The sequence below is a fragment of the Nocardia australiensis genome, assembly GCF_020733705.1.
Classification (GTDB): Bacteria; Actinomycetota; Actinomycetes; order Mycobacteriales; family Mycobacteriaceae; genus Nocardia; species Nocardia australiensis.
In genome coordinates this window covers 2,905,402-2,929,840 of record NZ_JAJFZM010000001.1, presented here as the reverse complement: position 1 = coordinate 2,929,840, position 24,439 = coordinate 2,905,402, and the positions used below count along the sequence as shown (strand labels likewise).

Genomic DNA, 24,439 nt, shown 5'->3' with positions numbered 1-24,439 from the left:
CGGAGCCGATGTGTGCGGGCCGGACGGATGTGCGATCCCGGCACGCGATTGAGCTGTGCGGCGATCACATCCGCGTGATCACTCGGCCGATTCGTCGGTAGGCCGTTCGGCCGGACTCGACAGCCGAACCACGCCGGCGTCCAGATCGAGTTCGACGCGCGGCCGGTGCGGCTGACCGTCACTGTCCTGGCCGCTCTCGTCGGTCAGCTTCTTATCCGAGAAGAGTTCACCGATAACGCCCACAACCCCACGATAGCCCGTCGAGGTCCCGCGCGAATCACCGCGCGGCGCGGCCTCCGCTACCCGATATCACGGAGCCGCTTCACGCGTTCGCCTCACCGTCGGCCAAACCGAGGCGCAGGTGTTCGCTGTGGTAGACGGCTTCGTCCAGCAGCTGGGCAACGTGACTGTCGTAAAGGCTGTAGACGATGCTGCGACCCGAGCGGATTCCGGTGACCAGGCCCAGATTGCGTAATAGACGCAGTTGGTGTGAGACCGCCGACTGCTCCATCCGCACGGCTTCGGCCAATTCCGTGACCGGACGAGGACCTTGCCGCAACTCGGTCAGAATCAGCAGCCGACTGGGGGTCGCCAACGCCTGCAAAGTCGTCGCCACATGCGCGGCGGCCTCGGCGTCCAGCCGCGCGACGGGCCGATCACGACCCTGCACCCCATGTCCCATAGCCGGATTCTAGACTCCCACCCACGCATGAATATGTGTTCATTTGTTCTGTTATTGTCGGGCTATCCATTCCCGACCCGGAGGTACAAGTGGCCTCGTCCACTGCTACGCCCGCCCGCCCCGACCTCGCCCGTCCCGACCTCGCCCGCTCGATCGATGCGTCGGCGCGCCGGGGCAAGATGTTCGCCTTGCCCGAGATGCGCTGGGCTGCAGCGGCATTGGCGCTATTCCTGCTCGGAACGATCACCCGGCTACTCGGCGGCCCCTCCTGGCTGTGGTGGGCGCTGTATCTGGCCTGCTATGCCACCGGAGGCTGGGAGCCGGCATGGGCGGGGCTGCGAGCGCTGCGTGCGAAGACCCTCGATGTCGATCTACTCATGGTGGTCGCCGCGATCGGTGCGGCCACGATCGGACAGGTCACCGACGGCGCGCTGTTGATCGTCATCTTCGCCGCTTCCGGAGCATTGGAAGCATTGGCTACGGCACGGACCGAGGACTCGATTCGAGGGCTGCTCGACATTGCCCCGGAAACCGCGACCGTGCTCGCCGCGGACGATGACTTTCGGACCATCCGAGCCCGCGACCTCGAAATCGGGGACACAATCCTGATCCGGCCGGGCGAGCGTGTTGCGGCCGACGGCACGGTGACCGCGGGCGCGAGCGAGGTCGACCAGGCCACGATCACCGGGGAACCGCTGCCTGCCGACAAAACCGTGGGCGACGAGGTATTCGCGGGCACGATCAACGGCACCGGTTCGCTGCGGGTACGCGTCGGGCGCCGCGCCGAGGATTCGGTTGTCGCCCGGATCGCGGCACTCGTGGCGCAGGCCGCCCAGACCAAGGCCCGCACCCAGCTGTTCATCGAAAAGATCGAACAGCGCTACTCGATCGGGATGGTCGCCGCCACGCTCGCGCTGTTCGTGATTCCGCTGCTCTACGGCGACACCCTCGACGACTCACTCTTGCGCGCCATGACGTTCATGATCGTCGCGTCCCCATGCGCGGTGGTGCTTGCCACGATGCCGCCGCTGCTGGCGGCGATCGCCAATGCCGGACGTCACGGCGTCCTGGTGAAGTCCGCCGTGGTGATGGAACGACTCGGCGCCACCACCTTGGTCGCGTTCGACAAAACCGGAACCCTCACCAAAGGCGCACCCGAACTCGCGCACATCCACGTCCTCGCGGACACGGACCGAGATGACGAGATACTGCGACTGGCCGCCGCCGCCGAGTATCCGAGCGAGCACCCCCTAGCTGCCGCGATCGTGCGCGCCGCGCATGCACGTGGCCTCGAAATCACTGTCGCCGAGGACTTTTCGGCCCAACCCGGTCGCGGAGTAGTTGCCCGAGTCGATGGCCACCGCGTCCGAGTCGAGTCCCCCGTGACGCTGCGGCACGCCGACGACGAGACCGCGGCGGCGACGGCCGCCGAGGCGTTCGAGCAGCGCGGGCAGACCGCCGTCGTGGTGTGGCGCGACGATCGCGCGATCGGCGTGCTCGGCATTACCGACCAGATCCGTCCCGAAGCCGTCGAGGCTGTCGCCGAAGCCCGGCGGTTGACCGGCGCCGATCCGGTGCTGCTGACCGGCGACAACCATGCTGCCGCAACCGGTTTGGCGGCACGGGTCGGCATCGAGGAAGTCCGCGCCGGGCTGCTGCCCGAGGACAAGGTCGCCGCGGTTCGGGATCTGGAAACCGGTGGCGCACGGGTCACCGTCGTCGGCGACGGCATCAACGACGCGCCGGCACTCGCCGTCGCTCACACCGGAATAGCGATGGGCAGGGCAGGCGCGGACCTGACCTTGCGGAGCGCCGACGCCGTCGTGGTCCGCGATGATCTGACCACGGTTCCCGCCGTCATCGCATTGTCGCGGCGGGCGCGGCGCGTGGTGCTGGCGAACCTGGTCATCGCAGGCGCCTTCATTACCGGCCTGGCCACCTGGGACCTCGTCGGACACCTCCCGCTGCCCCTCGGAGTGGCCGGACATGAAGGTTCCACCATTATCGTCGGCCTCAATGGCTTACGCCTGCTACGTAATTCGGCATGGCATCGCTCGCATTCGACATAAGCTCCAGCGCCCCGCACGGGCAGCCTGCGCCGGATTTGCGCTGAGCAGGGCGCTGATCAGGGCGCGAACCGTTCGGCGACTGGAAGCGCACCCAATTCGAGCAGCCGGACTGAACGGGGCACCTAGGGGGTCACGATGGGGAAATTCGGGTTCGGGGCGTCCAGCAGCCCGATCAGTGTCGAGAGCACGTGCGGGTCGCCATCGATGTCGATGCCCGTAAGCCCATGTCCGACAAGCATTTCGAGTAGCTGTGGCTTGGTGAGGGTGATCGTGAGATCGGCCGCGCCGAGATGTGGCGCCGCCGGGGTGGCCGTCCGATGGGTGAGCGCGCCGTTGGAGAGGGTCAGCCGGACCACCCGGTTCTCGTCGGTGAGCTTCCAATCCATGACCATCCCCTGGTCGGCGGCCTTCGGGCCGTCGATACGTACGGCCAGGGAATCGATGATCATCTCGACAGTCAATGCTGTCGCCATTTCCGGATTGGTCATATCGAACATCGAGGACGGAGGGCCACCGCGCAGTTCGTGCGCACCGGTCAGATAGAAATTGCGCCATGTCGCGTTCTCGGCGCCGTAACCGAGCCGTTCGTACACCTCGGCCAGCGCCTCCTTCGCCGTCGAACTGCCGGGTTCGGCGAAGACGGCGTGATTGAGCAGTGTCGCGGCGAAACGCAGATCGCCGGCGTGGGCATAGCTGCGTCCCTTGGCGACGATTGCGTCGAGGCCGCCATAGTCCGCGACGTAACGCTGCGCCATCTCAACCGGCGGATGCTCCCACAGGTGCGCGGGGTTACCGTCGTACCAACCCATATACCGCTGGTAGACGGCCTTGATGTTGTGACTGACCGAGCCGTAGTAGCCACGGTTGGCCCACAGGTCCGCCAACGCGGGCGGCAGTTCCAATTCCTCGGCGATCTCGGCCCCCGTGTAGCCCTGGTTGGCCAGTCGCAAAGTCTGGTCGTTCAGGTAGGCGTACATATCTCGTTGCGCGGCCAGCAGCGCGACGTAGTTCTCCCGACCCCACGTCGGCCAGTGGTGCGAGGCGAAGGCGACATCGGCGTTATCGGAGAACATCGCGATCGCCTCGTCGAGATAGCGCGCCCAGATTCGGCTGTCGCGCACCAGCGCCCCCCGCAGGGTGAGCACATTGTGCAGATTGTGGGTCGCGTTCTCCGCCATGCACAGCGCGCGGCGGTCGGGGAACAGGAAGTTCATCTCGGCGGGCGCCTCGGTGCCGGGTGTCAGCTGAAAGACGATCCGGACGCCGTCGATCACTTCCTCCTGACCGGTCCGCGTAATGTCCACGGTCGGCGGGATCAGTGAGATCGTGCCCGAGGACGTCGCGATCCCGAGGCCGCAACCGATGCTCCCGGTCGGGCTCTTCGGCAATGAAGCGCCATACATGTACTGGCCACGACGAGTCATCGCGCCACCCGCGTACACGTTCTCGCTGACGGCATGCTCGAGGAAACCGACAGGAGCGAGTATCGGTACCGGGGTGTGACCATGCGGGAGCACCCCACGCGCGCCACCGAAATGGTCGCCATGTGAATGGGTGTAGATCACACCGGTGACCGGGCGGTCGCCGCGATGCTCGCGATACAGCGCCAGCCCGGCCGCCGCCGTCTCGATCGAAATCAGCGGATCGATGACGACGATGCCGCTATCGCCCTCGACAATCGTCATATTCGATATATCCATACCGCGAATCTGGTAGATCCCCGAGGTCACCTCGAACAGACCGTGTTTCGCACACAGCTGTCCCTGCCGCCACAGGCTGGGGTTCGCGGTGGGCGGCGCCTGCTCTTGCAGAAAGCCGAAGGCGTCCGCGTCGAATACCACCGCTCCACTCGCGCCGGTGATGATCGCGGGCGATAACGCGGCAACAAATCCGCGCTCGGCATCATCGAAATCCGTGCGATCGGTGTAATCAAGAGACATATCGGCGACTGACCTTTCGACTCGGATTCGGTGCGAGCATGTCGCGACCGCGCAACAACGTCGTCATCCGTCAGGGGTGAAGTCGCGACTCGGCGCAACGGATTCCAGCGCTCAGATGGTCTTCGGATGCCATGTAGAGACCGCCCAGATAACGACGACATCCAGCACGATGACCAGGATCGACCACGCCGGATAGTAGGGCAGCCACAGGAAGTTCGCGATGATCGATAGCGCGGCAAAGATGACGGCGCCGGCCCGGCCCCAGGCCGATCCCAGCATCAGGCCGACCGCGCAAATCGCGAGCAGGATGCCGAGCACGATGTGGATCCAACCCCATGCGGTGGTGTCGAATTTGTAGGTGTATTCGAGGCCGACAACGAATATGTTGTCTTCGGCTACAGCGGAGATGCCCTGCAGGATCGAGAGCACGCCGACTGTGAGCAACAGGATCGCGGCGCCGAAAGTGATGCCGAACGCGAATCCCTGGCGCACCGGGTGTCCGGTATCCGGAGTCGTCATCATGAACCCTTTCTTATGGGATGGGTCGCGACGAATCTCCTCCCTTTACCTTCGCTGCGCTTCATCCGAAAGGGATGACTTCGAGCTGTCAACCAACGGGGCGTGGGGATCTCTGTCCAGCAGCAAACGTGACAGGGCACTCCGATTCGGACGGATTATCCGGTAGTTTTCCAACTACCGGAGTTCCAGATACAGAGCTTTCGAGTACCCGGCTGTCCCAGAGCTCGAGCTGTCGATAAGTCAGCGCGGTAGTGACGTGATTGCACACGGTAAGAGGAGGCACGGTGACCACCTCAGGTAGTTACGAAGTTCGCTCCACCACAACGCGGGAAACGGCGACATCTTCCCGAATACCCGAGCTGCCGTTTCCTCCGATTCCACGGCCGGAAATATATAGCCGCCTCGACGCGACCCGCAGGCCACGCCGCCCTCGCGTGTTGTTGGTGTGCGCGCCCGCCGGAAGCGGGAAGACCGTGCTACTAGCCGACTGGGTGCGCCGACACGTCAGCCGGACTCTTCCCCGCGTCCGGATTGCCTGGCACACCGCCATCGACGGCGTCGACGACGCTGCCACGATGTGGGCCGAGCTCAGCGCCGAACTCGGCGTCACAACGGTGGGCCGCGACGGACTCTCGACACCCATGGCCAAGGCCGCCGACCTGGCGCGGGCTTTGTCGACCGCCAAGATACCGACGGTTCTCGTCATCGACGACGCTCATCTCGTCACCGACCAGTTCGCATTGGCCGGGCTCGAAGAATTCCTGCACTATGCCCCGCCGAACGTCAGCGTCGTGATTTCGGGACGTTTCGACCCGCCCGTGCGCTGGCACACGCTGGATCTGGGCGAAAGCCTCATCCGAATCGGTGCCGCCGAGCTGGCCCTGGACCGGGCACAGACAGCGATGCTGTGCGCGCAGCATGGCTGCGAACTGACCGACACCGAACTCGACGCGCTCATGGACCTCACCCGAGGCTGGGCGGTTCTGGTCCGGATCGCGGCCACCTATCTGGCGGCCCATCAGCACGATCGGGCCGCCGCGATCGCCGGGCTGGCCCGGCCATCGCACGCGGTGACGGATTTCCTCGTCGGTGAACTCATCGCCGCCGTCTCCGAATCCACGTGCCGGTTCCTGCGGCGAACCAGCGTTCCGGCCTCCTTCACCGTGGAGCTGGCGCAGGAGCTGGCCGGCCCCGATGCCACCGTCGCCCTGGACGACCTCGAACGACTCAGCTTCCCCATCGACTACACGACCGACGGCGAAAACCTGTGGTTCGGCTACCACCCGCTGCTGCGCTCATATCTGCTGGCCGAGGCCGAGCGGCTCGACGGCGACCTGATGGCCGAACTGCACCTACGCAGCGCCCGTTGGTATTGCGGCGCGGGCCGGGCACTAGCCGCGCTACCGCATCTGTTGATCGGCCCCGACCGCAGCCATCTGCTCGAATTCCTTCGCGACACTGGACCGGCCATCGTCCTCGCCGGTGACGGCACAGCATTGCTGAACCAGATCACCCGAGACGCACCGAACATTTCCGATGACCCGTTCATCTGGCTGCTGCGCGCGGTGAACGCGCTGATCCACGGCGACATGACCGATGCGCTTGCCTATCTCGATCTCATCGGCGCCCGCTACACCGAGGCCGAATCGTTTGTTCCGGGCACCTGGCTGCGATCGCTGCTGCTCGCCGTGACAGCCGATACCGCAGTGACAACCGGTGTCACACTCGGTGAGCTGGTCATTCCAGACCAGATTCCGGCCACCGGTCAACCGGACATCGACTGCTACACGGCCATTCAGACCGCGACGGCAATCGTTGTTCGCGGTGACGTCGTCCGCGGCGAAGAACAACTTCGCAGCGCCCTCGCGCTGGCCGAACACGTGGGCCATCCGCGCCTCAGCCTGCGGGCGATCACTCGTCTGGCCATCGCGGCCGGCATCAGCGGAACTATTACCTCGATGCGCGGGCGGGCCGAAAGGGCGCTCGAGGTAGCCGCCGAACACGGTCTATATCAGTCACCCGATACCGGGCAAGCGGTCGCGATGGCCGCGATGGCCGCGTACCTGAAGGGCGAGGAATGGGATGTCGAACAGGTCACCGACATGCTGATCGGTCACCTCGACCGCGACGGTTCGACCAGCCCCACCGCGGGTTGGCACTCCCATGTCGTCGGCCGCCTACTCGCCTGCGATGCCAGCACCGACAAGTACGCCGCCACCGACGCGCTGCGCAGCAGCATGGTAGAGCTGCTGGAGCAGCACCCCGTTGCCGCGACGACCGGCGGGCTCATCCCGCATGTCATCTGGGCGCTGTTGCGGGTTCGCGAGCACCACACCGCGCGACTGCTGGTCAACCTCGCGCAGCGGGCTCTAGGTGACACAAACTCGGATCTGATTCTCGCTCAGGCTGCCCTCGCGCTGGACGCGAACAAGCCGAGGGCCGCGCGGGCGTTGGTCGAACCGATGCTCACCGATGCGGGCACACTGCATCCCGTCACCGCGATTACCGGATGGTTGCTGCTTGCGGCCGAGCAAGACAGAGACGGCTCGGCCGTCAAGACGACGCGAAGTTTGGCAAACGCTTTGCGAATAGCCGCGCCGGACAGCTTGATTCGACCCTTCCTCGATGTTCCGGACGGAATTCGATTACTCGACTCGTATGCCGGACGGTTCGGTCACGATGACGCTTTCGCCGATAAGATCCGCAACCATCCCGCGGCCCATCACCGCACCTCCCAGCCAACGCTGACCGGAACCGAACTGACCGTCCTCAAACAACTCCCGTCCGGACGGACGGCCCAGCAGATCGCCACGGATCTCGGCGTATCAGTCAATACCGTCAAGACCCATCTGCGCGGTATCTACTCGAAACTCGGCACGAATTCCAGAAACAACGCGCTGACCGAGGCGAGGCATATCGGACTGCTCTGAGACCGGGCGGGGAGTCGACCGGCTTCACCCGAACCGAATGAGGACGCCGCCCACACGCTCTGGGCATACTCGATCTGATGCGGTCTCGCACCACCATCCGAACGCAGTCCCGCAATCACGGTAGGGAGGAGATTGTGCCGGTCACAACCCGATACCAGTTCACTATCGACGGCGAACTGTCCGAGCGCGCGCTGGCCGCCTTCCCCGAACTGCGCGCCAAGCTGCCCATCAGCGGGACCACCACCCTGTTCGGGCCGGTGCCCGACCCGACCGCCATGCGCGGCATACTCGCCCGTTTCGATAACCTCGGCCTGACGCTGCTGGAGATGCGCCAACTCCCCGACTGACCGGTTCAGCGATCAATTGTCAGGACGACCCGGCTCGGGTGGCGAGGATGCCGGCGAGGATTACGCGTAAGCCGTGGTCGAACTGCGCGTCGATGTCGGCGGCGAAGATGCCGACCACCAGTCGCGCGGTTCGCGGATAGCGTTCTGCGTCGACCGCGCGCTCGATACGCTCGGTCCGGTAGGGATTATCGTCGGCGTATTCGGCGGCGGAGCGGGACTGCTCCTCGATAACGAAGCCAACGGTGTAATGCAGCACGATCGGGAAAACTCGCTCCGCCTCGGCGTCCGAAAAGCCCGCGTCCTCGAGTGTGCGCAAGGTCAATTCCACTGTGCGCCACACTGATTCGTCATTTGTGTAGGTGCCCGCCAGCACCTTCGCCCCGTCCCGGTAATGCAGCATGGCCCGGCGCAGCCGCCCGGCCAGCGCGATGATCCAGTCCTGCCACAGTTCCCCGCGCCGAGGCGCCTCGACTCCGACGACCGCGGAGACGAACACCGCCCGCGCCATCGCGTCGAGCAGCTCGCGCTTGTTCTTGACATGCCAATACAGTGCGGGCGCTTGCACATTCAGAGCCGCGGCCACCTTGCGCATGGTCAGCCCGTCGAGGCCGACCTCGTCGAGCAATCCAAGCGCGGCATCGGCGATGACCTCGGCATCAAGCTTCACTGACGTCTCCTCACGTTCGACCTATTTGACAGTTTAACAACGTTCTGGTCTCCTTAACATCGTTAAGTACTTTAACGTTGTTAAGGAGACCGTCATGGAGAAGACAGACGTAGTGATCGCCGGCGGCGGACCGACCGGACTGATGCTGGCCTGCGAACTGCGCCTGGCCGGTGTCAGGGCCACTTTGCTCGACGGCCTGCCCGCGCGCACCGGCGAATCGAGGGCGGGTGGTATTCACGCCCGAACCATGGAAATCTTCGACCAGCGCGGACTGCTCGAAAACCTGCTTCCCCTCGGACGCCCCGTACAGGCCGGACACTTCGGCGGGCTCCGCCTCGACTTCAGCGATTTGAACACCCGCTACCCCTACGCACTGGCGGTCCTACAGTCGGTGATCGAGCGCGAACTAGACAGGCGCGCAACAGAATTGGGTGCTCCTGTGCAGTGGTCGTCGCCGATCACCGAGATCAGGCAGGATGACGCGGGGGTGGAGGTCGAGGTCGGGGAGCCGCACGGCACCCGCCGGATCCGCGCCGCCTACCTGGTCGGCTGCGACGGCGGACGCAGCGCGGTGCGCAAGCTCACCGGCATCGACTTCGCCGGGACGGATGCCACCGTGACCGGAATGCTCGCTGATGTCGAACTGACCGATCCGCCCGCACAGCCCTTCTTCGGACACCGCAGCGACGCGGGCGACTTCTCGGTCTGGCAATTCGAGCCCGGCTGGTACCGGCTGATCGTGCAGCGCCACGACCGGGTCCTCGAGCGTGGCAGCAACCTGACCTTCGAGGACTTCCGCGATAACTTCCATGAGCTCGCGGGCACCGATTTCGGTATGCACAGCCCGCGCTGGGTGACCCACTACAGCGACGCCGCCCGCCAGGCCGACCGCTACCGCGTCGGCCGGGTACTGCTGGCCGGGGACGCCGCCCACATCCACTACCCCGCCGGTGGCCAAGGACTGAATCTGGGCGTACAGGACGCGGTCAACCTGGGCTGGAAGCTCGCCGCCACCGTGCGCGGCACCGCATCCGACGACCTGCTCGACAGTTACGAAACCGAGCGCCATCCGATCGCGGCCCGCGTCCTGCACAACACCCGGGCGCAGACGGCGATATCGCGCCCTGGGCCACACACCGACGCGCTACGCGACATCATGAGCGACCTGATCGACACCGACCAGGTGCGTCACCGCCTCGGCCTCATGATCACCGCACTCGATATCCGCTACGACACCAAGAGCGATCACCCGCTGGCCGGCCGCCGAGTTCCCGACATCGCGCTCACCACCCCTGGCGGCGACGCCCGAGTGTGCGAACTGCTGCGCACGGCACGACCGATCCTCTTGGTACTCAACGGCAACGACGCCCCTCTGGTGCCGCAGTGGCATGACCGAATCGATATCGTGCGCGCCGCGAGCGCGGCCGAGCTCTGGAATATCCCTGGCGTGGGAGACATTCCGGCCCCCGCCGCCGTCCTGCTGCGCCCCGACGGTTACGCCGCGTGGGTGAGCGACGAACCCGGCAACGCCGGTCTGACCGAAGCGCTTACCACCTGGGTCGGCGCACCGGCCTGATGAACGACACCGCTGGCCGCAACATCCGAATCGCTACCGACTCGCCGCGCGGAGGGCCGTCGGAATCCGCTGTGCCACAGTTCAACTGGTTACGCGTCGGGTAGACACGAAGGGCGCGGCCACGGACGGCCGTGGAAGCGCTCGATGTCGCTGTTGAAGCGTTCGAGAAACGCGGCGAAGGCGGCGACCTCGTCAGCCGTCCAGTCCGCCATGATCGCATCGAGAGCCGCCACGCTGTCGGTGCGTTCTTCATCGAGCCGTCGTTCGCCCTCGGCGGTAATACGGAAACGGCGCGCGATGCCGCCGTCCGGGTCCGGGATCCGCTCGACAAGTCCGGCGCCGCGCATGGCCGCGGTCTGACGACGCAGCGTCGACGCCTCCAGCACCAGTGCGTCGCTGAGCTGGCCGATCGACATCGGCCCCTCACCCTGAAGTCTGCTGAGCAGCGTGTACGCGCTGCGATCGAGACGGATACCCCCACGCCGGGATCGAGACGCGAGGCTGTAGCGCAACAGCAGCATGGTCTCGAATTCGATCGAACGTATGGGCTTCTCCATTGCCAGTAGATATACCACAGCGTGTATCACGCACGTTGCATGTACGGTACCCGTGATGTGTATCGTACACATGCCGTGTACTACACACGCTCAGCTCTTGCACAACGAATGGAGACCCGTGGACCCGTCGACATCGACTGTCCGTCCCAATGGCGTCCTCGGCGTACTGGCAGCAGCCGGCATCGTCGCGGCACTCATGCAAACCCTGGTGGTTCCGCTGATCGGCGACCTACCGCGACTGCTCGACACCACGGCCTCGAATGCCATATGGGCGGTGACCGCCACCCTGCTCGCGGCGGCCGTCACCACTCCGATCGCCGGACGACTCGGCGATCTCTACGGCAAGCGGACCATGCTGCTGGCATCGACAGTGCCACTCATCGCGGGTTCAGTGGTCTGCGCGCTTGCCACCTCCGTCGCCCCGATGATCATCGGTCGCGGCCTGCAAGGCATGGGGATGGGCATCGTGCCACTCGGCATCAGCGCACTGCGCGATCTGCTGCCACCCCAGCGGCTCGGTTCGTCCATCGCGCTGATGAGTTCATCCATGGGCATCGGCGGCGCCCTAGGGCTGCCCATTGCCGCCGCGGTCGCCGAAAACACCAGCTGGCATGTGCTGTTCTGGGGCGCCGCGGTGCTGAGTGCCGCGGTCGCGGCACTGATCTGGCTGTTCATCCCAGCCACACCACGCTCCGGCGCGACAGGCTCTTTCGACTTCCTCGGCGCGCTCGGACTCGGCGCGGGATTGGTATGCCTGCTGCTCGCGGTATCCAAGGGCGCGGACTGGGGCTGGGCGAGCGGCACCACGCTCGGTCTGTTCGCCGCCGCCGTCGCCGCGTTCGCCGCCTGGGGCTGGTGGGAGCTGCGTATCACCAATCCGCTTGTCGATCTTCGGGTTACCGCGCGACCGCAAGTGTTGCTGACCAACGCGGCCTCGGTGGTGATCGGTTTCGCGATGTACGCCCAGGCGCTGATCATTCCGCAGCTGATGCAGCTGCCGAAGGAGACCGGATACGGCCTCGGCCAATCGATGCTCGCCATGGGGCTGTGGATGGCGCCGGGCGGGCTGATGATGATGGTCGTGTCGCCGATCGGCGCGCGCCTGTCGGCGGCACGTGGCCCGAAAGTGACGCTGTTTGTCGGCAGTCTTGTTATCGCGCTTGGTTACGCGTCCTCGACAGTGCTGCTCGGTTCGACCTGGGGCCTGCTCGTATTGACCTGCATCTGCAGTGGTGGTGTCGGCCTGGCCTACGGCTCCATGCCGGCGTTGATCATGGGCGCGGTGCCGCAATCGGAAACCGCCGCCGCCAATAGCTTCAACACCCTGATGCGCTCCATCGGCACCTCGATATCGGCCGCCGTCGTCGGCGTCGTGCTTGCCCAGATGAGCGTTCAATTCGGCGGCCACACCCTGCCCACCGAGAATGGCTTCCGCACCGGCCTGCTCCTAGGCTGCGGCGTCGCACTGGTTGCGGCACTCATCACATTGACCATTCCGGCCCGGCGAGCTGTCGCGGCCACAGTCGAGCAGCCGCAGCCCGTCGCATCGAAGGTCTGAAAACCGGCGCCACACAGCTCGGCGAAGCCAGTCGCGGGCGGGTTCGCCGAGCTGATCGGCGCTGGCACATCGGCATCACGATCGGCCGCGGTATCGAGCCTGCTCCGCAGCTCAGCGGACTATCAGTTAGGGCCGATACGCTGGGCCGAATGAAAGTACTTCCTGGCACGTTGGTAACGATCGCCGAGGATCTGGACGCGGTGACGACCCTCGGACATGAGGATGATCCATCGGATGCCGGGCTGACGCGCGGCGATGTCGAGCGGCTGTGGGGGTCGGTGCGGGATTGGTATCGGATGGGAACGACCCCGGCGATTCAGACGTGCCTGCGGCGTAACGGGAAGATCGTGTTGAACCGGACCATCGGGCACGGTTGGGGGAATGCACCGGGTGATCAACCGGACGCCGTCAAGGTGCTCGCGACGCCGCAGACGCCGTTCTGTGGGTTTTCGACGGCCAAGGGCGTGGCGACGACCGTGCTTTTCATGCTGATCGAGCAGGGCGCATTCGATCTGAATGATCCTGTGTGCCAATACATCCCGGAGTTCGCCGCCAACGGCAAGGAAACGATATCGATCGGCGATGTGCTGTCGCATTCGGCGGGTGTGCCGTTCATGACGCCGCCGTACCGGGGTTTCGAGGTAGTGGTCGACGAAGAATTGGCCGTGCGAGCGTTGACCGACCTGGTGCCGAGTTGGCGTCCGGGCCGGTTCCGGGTCTATCACGCGTTGACCAGTGGGCTGATTCAACGACTGCTGGTTCGGCGGGCGACCGGAGCACCGATGCGTGAACATCTGTCGAAGCAGGTGCTCGAACCATTGGGATTCCGCTGGACCAACTTCGGCGTCGACCCGGCTGATGTCGATAAGGTCGTGCCGAGCGTAAAGACCGGGCCGCCGCCGTCGCGCTTATCGATGTTCTTGGCGCGCAAGGCACTCGGCGGACGGATAGATGGATCGGTGTCCAAATCCGCGAACGAGTCGTTCCTCACCGCCGAACTGCCTTCGGGCAATTTGGTCACGACCGCCTACGAGCTGTCGCGGTTCTACGAAATCCTCGCCAGGGGTGGCGAATTGGACGGCATCCGGATTATCGAACCGGACACGTTGCGGCGCGCGGTGCAGCCCGCGAACCGTATTCCCGGACTGGCCGGGCGGGTCAGCCGCGGCGGCTTCGAGCTCGGCGGGCAGCGGTCGAAGTTCGGCCGGAACACCCAGTCACACTTCGGCCGTAGCGGATTGACGACACAGTACGGCTGGGCCGATCCGGCACGTGGGCTGTCCGGCGCGATCCTGACCAGTGGCAAAGCGACAACCGATACCGGCCGTCCGTGGCAACTCGTCGCACAGATATCCGCCACCGTCGATAAACGAACCCAGGTGTAGACGCGTTCATCCTCCGGAACTGGCCGTATGTCGAGGAGACCGAGCACATCGCGCGCGACGCGCTGACGCCGGTTTGCTCGCGAGCGCAGTGAAATGGGTGTCGATACAGCGTGCTCCGGCTCGCGAATCCATCGGGGATACGGCTCGGCCGTCTGCCAATTCGATCAACTCAGTGGCCTGCTGATAGCCGCGCCGCCCCATGTGCCTGCTGACCTCGGCAACCAATGCCTCCCTCGTCAACCCCGTACAGATCGCCGAATCCAGAGTCGCCAATGCGTCCACTCGGCTCGCTACCCGAGCCACGTCAACCGCGGTCCGGGCCGCATCCGTCGCGAGGACACCGCCGACCACCTCCAGTTCCGCCGGTTCGACCCGATCACGGTGCACCACAATCTGTTTCGACCGCGAATGCTGCATGCCGAGCACATGTGTCGCCTGCCCGTCGAGAACAGCGAAGCCATGCAGCTCCGCGGCGGTGTGATATCCGGCGGCCAGCGACATCGCCCCGATCGACAACCGTGCCGCCTCGACCCGCAGTACCGGCGACAACGGCGTATTCGCCTCCCGATAAACACCATGGAAAACCCGCACCCACTCCCCCCGATCGATCCGAGCTCGCATCTCGGCACGGCTGTACTCACACGCCACCTGCCATGCGGTGAACGCACCGAATTGACTGTCCCGCACCTGCTTCAACCCTGGTCGCATAGCCACAGCATCCCGTGTCCCCCATCGCCCACCCCTCGCATCAGCAGTACAAACAGCCCGCCTGTGGATAAGTCGAGCCCTGTGGATCATGAGGCTGCGGAACCCCTTGTGTGCCAGGCAGGTCCAGGCGCGCCGCCGCGGCACCGGAAAGGCCAAACTGTAGCGCCGAACCCGTAACCAGGCGAAAATGGACGTGGCCGAGATCCGGTCCTTGGGGACGTATCGGCTGAACAGGCCGAATGCAGAAGTGGGGAAGCATGATGAGACTCAATCAGTTTGCGATTACTGCACTACTCGCGATCGGGGCTACGGGAGTCGGTGCGGGGGTTGTGAATGCGCAACCGGCGCCCGCTGCCGAGGTTGGTGTGCGCGGGGTGGAGCAGGGCGTCGGGTATGTGGCCGCGCCCGCGGCCGATGGTCGTGGGGTGATCACCACTGTCGATGCGGGAAGCTTCGCGTTGACCAGCGCCGCGGATGCGGTGACACTCAGTGACGCGGCGGGCAATGTGGTGGTGACACTTCCATTGGCGGTGCAGGTTTCGGGACAGAGTTTCGGGCTGACACCGCAGATCGGTGATGCGGGGCGCAGTTTGACGCTGACACCGGTCGCGGCCGTCGACAACCAGCAGGGCACGCAGTTTGTCGACGAGGCGGCAGACACCTTGGCCCGCAAGCAGCACAACGCCGGGATCGGCGCCATCGTCGGCGCCGGAATCGGCGCGGTAATCGGCTTCTTCCTCGGCGGTGTCGGGGCCCTCGTCACGGTCCCGATCGGTGCGGGCATCGGCGCCCTCATCGGTTACGCCACCCCGTAATCTGACATCCGACTAGCAGACCTACCTCGTCCGAGCCTCGGGCGAGGCGAAAGCAGCGTTACCGACCGACGTCGGCAGCACGCGCGCCCGAGGCTACGGCAATCAGGGCTGCCTGATCCGTGCCGTACCGTCGTCGCGACGCAGACCTGCCAGCACCACGAACGCTCCGACCAGGACAATGCCGTACGCGATGACATAACCGTTGATCAGCAGTGGTGCGACCAGCCACCACGGTGGCAGCAGAAAAAGCCCGATGGAGACATAGCTCTCGCTGTAGTGATAAGCCCACGCGCCGATCCACAACCACAGCGCCGCCGCCCCGAACCACCAGCGTGGGCTGGTTTGGGCCTTGTGCACGAGATAAACCAGCAGCGGGATGAACCACACCCAGTGGTGTCCCCACGAATACGGCGATACCGCACACGAGGTGAGTCCGGCCAGTGTGATGGCGAGCAGACGTTCGCCGTGCCGGTACAACCCCACGGTGACAACCAAACTCACAAGCGCGACAGCGCCCGCGATGAGTACCCACAGCCACACCGGCGCCGGCCCGTGCATCAGATGCGCGATAACGCCGCGAATGGATTGGTTGGACGGGTGCATATCGTCGGAAATCCGATTGGACTGAAAGAACGTCGAGGTCCAGTATTCACGGGAATCGACGGGCAGTAGGACCCAGCTGACAATGATGGTCGTCGCGAAGACCAGTGCCGCGGTAACGGCCGAACGCCATTGTCGCAGCGCGGCGAACTGGACGACAAAATAGAGCGGGACGAGTTTGATACCGGCGGCCAAGCCGACACCTATCCCTCGCGACCTGCTCGACTCGGGCCGGGAGAAATCCCACAGCACCAGCAGCATGAGCACCAGGTTGATCTGTCCATAGAACAGCGTGGTGCGGACGGGTTCGATGAAACCGCAGGTGGTGGCCAGTAGCGCGCTGACCGCGAGCAGCCGGGCGTTGATGCGGTAGCCGAGTAGCCGCCACGACATCAGTACACAGCCGAAGAGCACGATGAGGTTCAACACCAGCCACGTATTCGTGACCCACGACCAGGCCAACATCGCCAGCGGTATGAACGCGAGCGTGGAGAACGGCGTGTAGGTATACAGCAGCCCGAGCACGGTCGACTCGGTGTAGAGGGGTTGATGATGCAGGATTCGCCAGGCGCCGTCCCGGTAGATATGTACGTCGAGACCGCCGGCCAGAATGCCCGCTCTGTTCAGCCAGGGATCGACAGTAGTGAAAACGAGCACTACCGCCAGCACAGCGGTTATGGCAAGTACGAGTGGGGTCCGGTAGCTACGCGCCAGCTCCAGTGGACGTGAATTCAGCACAGCTCAACTACGAAACGATCACCGCGGTATCAGAATTCGGGGTGTATTCGGTAGTCCGCCGCAAGTCGTATCGCCTCATCGCTGACTCGTCCATCCTTTCGTCCCGCACAATGCTTCCTCCATCCAGCCGATCCCCGTCACAACCGCATCGTCACCGGCCCGGCTCCCCGCGTCGAGTTCGGCGAGCCGGCGGGCAATGCCCGCGCGACTGGACAGACCGAGCTTACGCAGGATGCGACTGAGGTGATCCTCGACGGTGCGCGGGCTGACATACAGTCGGGCGGCGATTTCCTTGTTCGCGCAGCCCAATGCCGCTAGTTCAGCAACTTCGCGTTCGCGTCGAGTCAGTGCGGTCGCGCCGCGCACCGTCTGGCTGCCCGCGAGCCGCCGCTGGATCGTGGTGGTCTCGCTCAGCAATGCGTGGGCGCCTACGTCGGCGAAAACCGCACGCGCCTCGGAGAGCCGGGCGGTTGCCAGTGTGAAAGCGCCGCGTCGTCCGGCGATGGTTGCCGCGAGCAGGACCCCCTGCGCCCGGTTCACCGGCATGCCTGCGGCACCGAATTTCTCGATGCACATCAGCACGGCCGACTCGGCCGCGATCAAATCATCAGTCGCGCAGGCATATTCGGCTCGTGCCAACGCCGCAGCGGCCTGTTGGCCAGGCCTTCCGATCAGTTCGGCGGCGGCTTCGGCCGCCGTCACCGCGTCGAGTGCGACCGGGAGATCCCCATCAGCCAGCGCCATGTGGGCAAACCGTCCGAGCTGCGTGGCGTGCAAGGGGCCCGGGCGATCATCGATGGGCGAGCGCGCGTGGTCGGCTTCGGCGACGCCCAACCATCCACCGACATCCGACAGCGTCGTTTCGACAACCTCACGCCACCACCCCATGACCGGCCGGGGCAAGGCCGCCACCGCATGCCATTGCTCGAGTACCTCCGCACGCGACGACATCGACTGCAAGGTCCGCAGTTTGACGGCACCGGCGAAAGAAAGCAGGTCGCCGTACCCGAATTGGCGCGCCGACTCGTCGGCGTCTTCCGCGGCGGCGACCGCATCGGCGAGCCTGCCGAGTTTTGCGAGCGAATACGCGCGCACGGTCTGCAATTCCGGTAGTGCGTAACTGCGGCCGAACCGACGGCTCACCCGCATGGCACGTTCCAGGTGCGCGACGCCCTTGCGATCATCGTCGAGGAAGAACGCCGCCCACCCGAGCGCCGGGACCGCGTGCACGACCTCACGCAACTGCACATCGGTGAGCAGCCCGAAATCGCGTTCGGCCTGTCGATAGCTCGTTATCGCCTCGGTGATCCGCAGGTCGGCGACCAGGCTCAGGCAGCGCAGTGCGGTGGCGGCGACCCGGACGGCGGGATCATCGATCGCGTCGGAGGCGAACAGCGTGTTCAGCCGCGCGCCGCCCTCCGCGTCCCGGTGGTCCTGCATTTCGAGGATGGCCAATTCCAGCTGAACCGGTCCGTCCCCGGGCCGTCGAGGCAGCGACGCGGCGGTCGCCAGCAGTGTTCGAGCGGTGTCGACCCTGCCGAGAATGCGCTCGCAGCGCGCCGACAACAGCAGTGCCTCCAGCCGGTGCGGGCCGGATTGCGCACTCACCGACCCGAGCACCTCGCCCGCTCGCTCCGCGGAGCCCGACAGCAGCAGCGCCCGGCCGAGCAGCAGCGCGTCGCTAGTGCGGCCGGCAGCCGCCGAGGGGCCGCCGTCCAGGGCAGCGCCGGATTCCGACCTACCACCATCCACCGGGTCGGCGGACGATCGGCCCGGCGCCGCGCGCATGGCCGCGCAGATCCAGCGAACGCTGGTGGCGGGCGCCGATGCCAGGACCTGCTCGGCCGCGCGCATCAACTCCCGCGCGGCGATCTCATCGGTTCCGAGCAGGGCGCTTTCGAGATGGCGTGCCCGAATCGGCAACGGCGCCTCACGTTTTCGCAAGACCTCGGCGGCACGCCGATGGGTCTCGGCCCGCCAGCCGTGCCCGGCGAGCCGGTAGGCGGCGGTGCGCAGCAGCGGATGACCGAACGCCACCGCGCCACCGCTGACCGTCAGCACTCCACGTCCGGCCAGATCGTCGAGCGCGGCGGTCACCGCCGTGCCCGGCAATTGCGCAGTGGCACAAAGCAACTCCACGTCGGCGTGTACCCCGCACACGGCGGCGGCCTGCGCGACAAGGCGCTCCCGCCGCGGCAACTGCGCCAATTCGGCGCGAATGGTGCGATCGAGCGCGGCGTAATCGTTCGACGATGGTTCCGGATTCTCGCCGCGCACGGCGCGCTCCAACTCGGGCTCGGAAAGCTCGGCCAGCAATAGCAGATACAGCGGATTGCCGTGCGACGCACTCAGCAGGCGGTCGCGGCGCTCCGGCGCGGTATCGGGCAGCAGATCGGCAACATCGGATTCGGTGAACGGCGGCACCCGTAGGTGCAGTGTCTGCGCCCTGGTCGCCCGCAACTGCCGCGCGATCGAGGCCGGGCACTGCCCTTCACGGTAGGACAGCAGCAGCCGCAGGGAGCCGCCGGGACGATTCCTGATCAGGTACTCCAGGATCCGCAGCGACTCCGTATCGGCCCAGTGCACGTCATCGACGACCAACAGGGTTTCAGTGGTGGCGAATCTGCGGCGCAGTTGCCGCCCCAACTCGGTGACATCCCCGTCGGCCAACACCTCGTCGGCCACGTCGGCGTCGATGTCGGACAGGCGCTCGACAATGTCTCCGACCAGATGCAGCGGCTCGGCTTGCTCGTATTCGGTGGCGGTGACCGAAACCACCCGGATGCCGCGCTCGCCGATCTCGCGGGCGAACTCGTCGGCGAGACGCGACTTGCCGATACCGGCCGGTCCCTCCACCAGCAACACCCACGGCGGGTCGGCCTCGCCGCAGGTGCTGCGCAAAGCGCGCAGGTCGTCGCCACGTCCCACGAATGAGCGCTCGAACATGTCCCTCCGCACCTCATGCACCAGCGAATAGGCCGCGAACGACCCGTTGGAGGGTAACGCGCCGCACGGGATCACTCGCAAATCCCGTGGTTTCCCGGATGCTGTATGTCCGTTTCTGCGGTTGGGTGTTCGACGTCGGTAACCCGACCTCTCGAGGTGGCCGATCTGGCTTCGCCGTGTCTGCGGCCAGTAGTGACAGAAAGTTGATTCTAATGAGTTTCGTTGGCACCAAGCTGTTCTCGCGCCTTCCGATGGCGCTCATGGCAGTAGCCGCGCTGAGTGTGGTCGGCTGTTCGGCCGTCGAGGAAGCAGTGGACAAGGGCACCCAGGCCGTCCAGGACGCGGGCAAGTCCGATACCGCCCGCGCGAAGGTCGGTGACTGCATCAATGTCATCTCGGCATCGGTGGTGAACTCCGAGACCGAGCCGGTCGACTGCTCATCGGAAAAAGCCGTGTACAAGGTGGCGCAGGTCTTCGACGAGAAGGCCGACTGCCATGAGGACTACACCTCCTACGAGGAGACCCTCAACGGCGGCACCCGAGCGTTCCTGTGCCTCGCGCCGAATTTCAAGCAGGGCAGCTGCTATAACGACGGCATGATGACCGGCTACAAGTACGTGGATTGCGCCGCGTCCGAAGCGGACTTCCGCGTGACACAGCGTATCGACGGCCAGTCCGACGAGCAGTTGTGCGGCGAGGATGCCGACAAGGTGATCACCCTCACGGACCCTAAGACCACGTTCTGTCTGGGCGATCCGAAGCCCTGAATGTGACGCGACCGGTTCGGCGTCCGTGGTGTCGAACCGGTAGGCGTTGACCGCAGCGTCCAAGCCCTCGGTGCCACCTGGATCGAATATTGCGCGCGCCAGCTAGAACAGCGTCATCGGCTCGGTCGGCAGCGGTTCGGGCAGTGGCTCCAGTTCGGGAACTCGTGCCCGGACCTCATCATGGAAGCGGCGCGCGAGATCCAAGGAGCCCGCGTTATCGGGGGTATGGATGAATACGGTCGGCGATCGGCCCTCGTGCAGCCATTGTGTAACCGTATCCAGCCACGGCCGCCAGCCCTCGATCGTGCGCTCGGCCGCGTCACGGCCGTGGTAGCGAACGATTGGAAACTCCGTAAGGGCACGGGTTCGGCGCGGCAGCCGTGGTTTCTTCGACCGGGCCTCGGCCTCGGCCGAGCTGCTCGACGGTCCGTCGAAAAGTATTGTCGTGTCGAAAGGTATCCACTCGGCACCGACCCGGCCGAGCACGCTGTCCAGTTGCTGCGCGGTTCGCTCATCCTCGAAGAAGGCGGGATGCCTGACTTCGACGCCGGCACGGTATGAGGTCGGCAGCCGGCGCAGAAATCTCGCTAGCGCGCCGAGATCGGCCGGCCCGAAGGAGCCCGGCAGTTGCACCCACAATGCGTGCGTGCGTGGGCCGAGCGGTTCGATGGCGCTCAGAAATGCGCGGAGTTCCGCCTCGCCACCGGCCAGTCGGTACTCATGCGTTATCGGTTTGGGTAGTTTGACGACGAACCGGAATTCGGGTGTGGTCTGCGCGGCCCATGCCTGCACCGTGCTCCGCTGCGGCGTCGCATAGAACGTGGTGTTGCCCTCCACCGCATTGCACCACTCGGCATACGATCGCAGTCGCGCCGCCGCGACGGGTTGCCGATCGCGCCAAGCCGCGTGCGTCCACATCGCACATCCCACGTGAAGCCGCATACCATCGACGCTAACGCACCGACATACGGGCGTGTTCGCCGAGATCGCCGCTTCGGCGACAACGATCCGGCCGTGCTACCGGGCCGCAACGGGCGCGGCGAGTGCGTCGGTCAGCGCCGCGAGCACCCCACCGCATCCGGCATCGACGGTGAGGGTGGCCAATTCGTCGCCCCGGGTTCGGCCGCGATTGATAATCACCACGGGCCGTGCGTGTTTCGCGGCGTGCCGGACGAAACGCAGGCCCGACATGACAGTCAGGGATGATCCGACGACAAGTAGTGCGTCGGCACTGTCGACCAGGTCGAACGCGGCGGCGACACGATCCTTCGGGACGCTCTCACCGAAGTAGACGATGTCCGGCTTGAGCATGCCGCCGCACCGAGCACAATCGACCATGCGGAAACTGCCGGTATCGGCGATTACGGCATCGGCGTCGGGCGCCACCTCAACCCCGCTGGCCCTCGCGTCGGCCGCGAAACCCGGGTTCGCGGCCTCCAACCGTTCGGCAAGCGTCATGCGCGAGATGAGCGTTTCACAGCCCAGACAGCGCACCCGGGCATAAGTGCCGTGTAGATCGATAACCCGCCGGTGACCCGCCTTCGTGTGCAGCAGATCGACGTTCTGAGTGATCAAGCCAGTCACGATGCCCATCGATTCCAGCCGGGCGAGAGCGCGATGCGCCGAGTTGGGACGCGCCCCGTCCATGGCACGCCAGCCGATGTGATTGCGCGCCCAGTACCGCTGCCGGAAGGCTGAATCGCCGACGAACTGCTGGTAGGTCATGGGGTTGCGGGGCGGCGACCCGGGGCCGCGATAGTCGGGGATACCGCTGTCGGTCGAGACACCGGCGCCCGTCAGCACTGCCAGCCGGTGGCCGCGCAGCAGCTCGAGCAGCCGGTTGAGGTCCGCCTCCGGTCGCACGTGTTCCGACATGGAGTTCAGGGTACGTGCGGCAGCGTCAGTGGCCGCGCGAGCGCGCGCTGATCGGACGCTCGCTAGGTTCGATGTATGCAACTCGGTCAACCCAGCCGCACCGCACTCGCCACCGCCTATGCGACTCTTGCTGTTGTGACGCAACCGCTTTCGGGAACCACAGCACGTAGTGGTGAGCAGAAGCACCCGCGACGCGCGACACCCGAGGCGATGCCGACCGCGAGGTGGCCGCACAAATAGCGTGCGGCCACCCTGACATGCGCGGTCGAGCGCACGTGGTGCCGTTAGGCGACCGGTACCTCCACCTGGTTGTCTTCCTCGGCCGGTTTGCGTGAACGCAGCAGGACCAGCCCGAGCAGCGCTGCGGCGATGCTGAAGCCCGAACTGATCCAAGCGCCGGTGGACATAGCGGTGGTGAACGCCGTCTTGGCGGGTTCGATATAGCCGAGTTGGAAGGCGGCACCGATGGATTCGCGTGCGGCCTCGGGCGCGTCATCGGGCATGTTCGAGGTGAACACACCCGCCAGCACACTGCCGAGCAGCGCGATGCTGATTGCCATACCGACCTGCTGCAGGGTGTCGTTCATCGCCGATCCGACACCCGCGTGCTCGAGCGGTATGGCGCTCATGATCGCGGCATAGGCGGCGGGCCCGGCCAGGCCGCCACCGACTCCCATCACCAGCATGCTGATCAGCACCGTGAGATAACCGGTGCCGAGGGCGAGGATGGCGAAGGCGACACCCATGACGAACAGACCGGTGACAATCAGCGTCTTATTGCTGAGCTTTTTCCCCAATGTCGCACCGAGACCATTGAATACGGCCGCGGCGACGGCATACGGCAGCAGCGCGAGACCTGCCTTCATCGGCCCGTAGCCGAGCACGAACTGCAGGTACTGGGTGAGCATGAGCATCAGCGCGCCCATTCCGAACACCATCAGCAACAGCGTGAGCGCGGTGCCGCTGAAGTCACGATTGCGGAACACCGCCAGCGGCAGCATCGGATGTTCGGATCGGCTCTCCCAGAAGGCGAACCCGATGAACGCCGCCACCGCGAGCACGATCATCCCGATATTCCACTCGCGCTCGATGATCACGTAAACCGTCGAACCTAGCGCGGTAATGGACAACAGCACGCCGACGAGGTCGACCGGACGCTGTTCCCCCTTCGATTCGGGCATCAGCACCAGCGCTGCCACGATCGCGATCAGTGCGACCGGGATATTGAGCAGGAACACCGATCCCCACCAATAGTGCTGCAGCAGAAAGCCGCCCAGCGTCGGCCCGAGCACGATACCGACCATCGAGACGGTGGCCCAGGCCGCCATCGCCTTGCGCCGCTCATCCTCGTCGAACGTGGTCATCAGGATGGACAGGGTCGAAGGCATGAGCAGTGCACCGCCGACGCCCATGGCCGCACGGGCGCCGACCACCTGCCATGGTTCGCTGGCCAGGACGGCCAGCAGCGACGCGGCACCGAACACGGCCAGGCCGACAATGAGCATGCGCCGCCTGCCGAATCGGTCCGACAGACTGCCGGAGGTGAGCAATAGTCCGGCGAAGACCAGGACGTAGGCGTCCAGGATCCATTGCACGTCCGACGGGCTCGCGCCGAGCTCCCGGATCAGGGACGGGATGGCGATATTTAGCACGGTGCCGTCGATCATCAGCACCAGCAAGGACAGGCAGAGGACCCCCAGGATCCACCAGCGGCGAGGGTCGCGTACGACGACGTCAGATTTCACTCGCACACCGTACGA

General features: G+C 65.4%; 20 protein-coding genes. 8 read left to right on the top strand and 12 right to left on the bottom strand.

Annotation, left to right across the window (positions count from 1 at the left end):
* Nucleotides 1–78 precede the first annotated feature (78 nt).
* Together LKE06_RS13270 and LKE06_RS13265 are read right to left on the bottom strand one after the other, a co-directional pair.
* Complete coding sequence (locus LKE06_RS13270; RefSeq protein ID WP_227998934.1) at nt 79–243, bottom strand: hypothetical protein; 165 nt, start codon at nt 241–243, stop codon at nt 79–81.
* A gap of 79 nt (nt 244–322) precedes the next feature.
* Nucleotides 323–682: an ArsR/SmtB family transcription factor gene (locus tag LKE06_RS13265; protein ID WP_227998933.1), complete on the bottom strand. Its 360-nt coding sequence runs from the start codon at nt 680–682 to the stop codon at nt 323–325.
* Between the two features lie 89 nt (nt 683–771).
* On the opposite strand from LKE06_RS13265, the gene LKE06_RS13260 reads away from it, so the two are divergent.
* Nucleotides 772–2,751, top strand: a complete 1,980-nt coding sequence (locus LKE06_RS13260; RefSeq protein ID WP_372477332.1) for a heavy metal translocating P-type ATPase — start codon at nt 772–774, stop codon at nt 2,749–2,751.
* A gap of 122 nt (nt 2,752–2,873) precedes the next feature.
* On the opposite strand, the gene LKE06_RS13255 is transcribed toward LKE06_RS13260, so the two are convergent.
* Both LKE06_RS13255 and LKE06_RS13250 read right to left on the bottom strand, forming a co-directional pair.
* Nucleotides 2,874–4,691 carry an alkyl/aryl-sulfatase gene (locus LKE06_RS13255; protein WP_227998932.1) on the bottom strand — a complete coding sequence of 606 codons (1,818 nt, stop codon included), beginning with the start codon at nt 4,689–4,691 and terminating at the stop codon, nt 2,874–2,876.
* A gap of 111 nt (nt 4,692–4,802) precedes the next feature.
* A complete protein-coding gene (locus tag LKE06_RS13250; protein WP_227998931.1) occupies nt 4,803–5,213 on the bottom strand; it encodes a DUF7144 family membrane protein in 411 nt (136 codons plus the stop codon).
* 281 nt (nt 5,214–5,494) lie between these two features.
* Here LKE06_RS13250 and LKE06_RS13245 point away from each other — a divergent pair, with 281 nt between their 5' ends.
* Both LKE06_RS13245 and LKE06_RS13240 read left to right on the top strand, forming a co-directional pair.
* Nucleotides 5,495–8,140: a winged helix-turn-helix domain-containing protein gene (locus LKE06_RS13245; RefSeq protein ID WP_227998930.1), complete on the top strand. Its 2,646-nt coding sequence runs from the start codon at nt 5,495–5,497 to the stop codon at nt 8,138–8,140.
* Between the two features lie 77 nt (nt 8,141–8,217).
* Complete coding sequence (locus tag LKE06_RS13240) at nt 8,218–8,487, top strand: DUF8691 family protein (protein WP_227998929.1); 270 nt, start codon at nt 8,218–8,220, stop codon at nt 8,485–8,487.
* A 19-nt stretch (nt 8,488–8,506) separates the two neighbouring features.
* On the opposite strand, the gene LKE06_RS13235 is transcribed toward LKE06_RS13240, so the two are convergent.
* Entirely contained in the window at nt 8,507–9,154 is a 648-nt protein-coding gene (locus tag LKE06_RS13235) for a TetR/AcrR family transcriptional regulator C-terminal domain-containing protein (protein WP_227998928.1), read from the bottom strand.
* A 94-nt stretch (nt 9,155–9,248) separates the two neighbouring features.
* Here LKE06_RS13235 and LKE06_RS13230 point away from each other — a divergent pair, with 94 nt between their 5' ends.
* Complete coding sequence (locus LKE06_RS13230) at nt 9,249–10,730, top strand: FAD-dependent monooxygenase (RefSeq protein ID WP_227998927.1); 1,482 nt, start codon at nt 9,249–9,251, stop codon at nt 10,728–10,730.
* Between the two features lie 89 nt (nt 10,731–10,819).
* Here the strand turns inward: LKE06_RS13230 and LKE06_RS13225 are convergent, their stop codons facing one another.
* Complete coding sequence (locus LKE06_RS13225; RefSeq protein ID WP_227998926.1) at nt 10,820–11,287, bottom strand: MarR family winged helix-turn-helix transcriptional regulator; 468 nt, start codon at nt 11,285–11,287, stop codon at nt 10,820–10,822.
* Between the two features lie 70 nt (nt 11,288–11,357).
* Between LKE06_RS13225 and LKE06_RS13220 the strand changes: the two genes are divergently transcribed.
* Together LKE06_RS13220 and LKE06_RS13215 are read left to right on the top strand one after the other, a co-directional pair.
* Entirely contained in the window at nt 11,358–12,845 is a 1,488-nt protein-coding gene (locus tag LKE06_RS13220) for an MFS transporter (RefSeq protein WP_227999431.1), read from the top strand.
* A 149-nt stretch (nt 12,846–12,994) separates the two neighbouring features.
* The gene (locus LKE06_RS13215) at nt 12,995–14,230 is read left to right on the top strand and encodes a serine hydrolase (protein ID WP_227998925.1); all 1,236 of its coding nucleotides are present in this window, start codon (nt 12,995–12,997) and stop codon (nt 14,228–14,230) included.
* Nucleotides 14,231–14,236: 6 nt separating this feature from the next.
* Here the strand turns inward: LKE06_RS13215 and LKE06_RS13210 are convergent, their stop codons facing one another.
* Nucleotides 14,237–14,938, bottom strand: coding sequence for a type IV toxin-antitoxin system AbiEi family antitoxin (locus LKE06_RS13210; protein ID WP_227998924.1), 702 nt, complete (start codon nt 14,936–14,938; stop codon nt 14,237–14,239).
* 329 nt (nt 14,939–15,267) lie between these two features.
* Between LKE06_RS13210 and LKE06_RS13205 the strand changes: the two genes are divergently transcribed.
* Complete coding sequence (locus LKE06_RS13205; RefSeq protein ID WP_227998923.1) at nt 15,268–15,753, top strand: DUF8020 domain-containing protein; 486 nt, start codon at nt 15,268–15,270, stop codon at nt 15,751–15,753.
* 102 nt (nt 15,754–15,855) lie between these two features.
* Here LKE06_RS13205 and LKE06_RS13200 read toward each other — a convergent pair whose 3' ends face one another.
* Both LKE06_RS13200 and LKE06_RS13195 read right to left on the bottom strand, forming a co-directional pair.
* Nucleotides 15,856–17,091: a glycosyltransferase 87 family protein gene (locus LKE06_RS13200; RefSeq protein ID WP_227998922.1), complete on the bottom strand. Its 1,236-nt coding sequence runs from the start codon at nt 17,089–17,091 to the stop codon at nt 15,856–15,858.
* A gap of 75 nt (nt 17,092–17,166) precedes the next feature.
* Nucleotides 17,167–20,037 carry an AAA family ATPase gene (locus tag LKE06_RS13195; RefSeq protein ID WP_227998921.1) on the bottom strand — a complete coding sequence of 957 codons (2,871 nt, stop codon included), beginning with the start codon at nt 20,035–20,037 and terminating at the stop codon, nt 17,167–17,169.
* Between the two features lie 212 nt (nt 20,038–20,249).
* Between LKE06_RS13195 and LKE06_RS13190 the strand changes: the two genes are divergently transcribed.
* Entirely contained in the window at nt 20,250–20,804 is a 555-nt protein-coding gene (locus LKE06_RS13190; RefSeq protein ID WP_227998920.1) for an LppU/SCO3897 family protein, read from the top strand.
* 102 nt (nt 20,805–20,906) lie between these two features.
* Here LKE06_RS13190 and LKE06_RS13185 read toward each other — a convergent pair whose 3' ends face one another.
* The 3 genes from LKE06_RS13185 to LKE06_RS13175 all read right to left on the bottom strand — a co-directional run bounded on the left by LKE06_RS13185 (nt 20,907) and on the right by LKE06_RS13175 (nt 24,424).
* Nucleotides 20,907–21,746 (bottom strand): DUF72 domain-containing protein, encoded by an 840-nt coding sequence (locus LKE06_RS13185; protein ID WP_227998919.1) that lies wholly within the window; start codon nt 21,744–21,746, stop codon nt 20,907–20,909.
* Nucleotides 21,747–21,821: 75 nt separating this feature from the next.
* Nucleotides 21,822–22,679: an NAD-dependent protein deacetylase gene (locus LKE06_RS13180; RefSeq protein ID WP_227998918.1), complete on the bottom strand. Its 858-nt coding sequence runs from the start codon at nt 22,677–22,679 to the stop codon at nt 21,822–21,824.
* 284 nt (nt 22,680–22,963) lie between these two features.
* Nucleotides 22,964–24,424: an MFS transporter gene (locus tag LKE06_RS13175; protein ID WP_227998917.1), complete on the bottom strand. Its 1,461-nt coding sequence runs from the start codon at nt 24,422–24,424 to the stop codon at nt 22,964–22,966.
* Between the last annotated feature and the right edge of the window lie 15 nt (nt 24,425–24,439).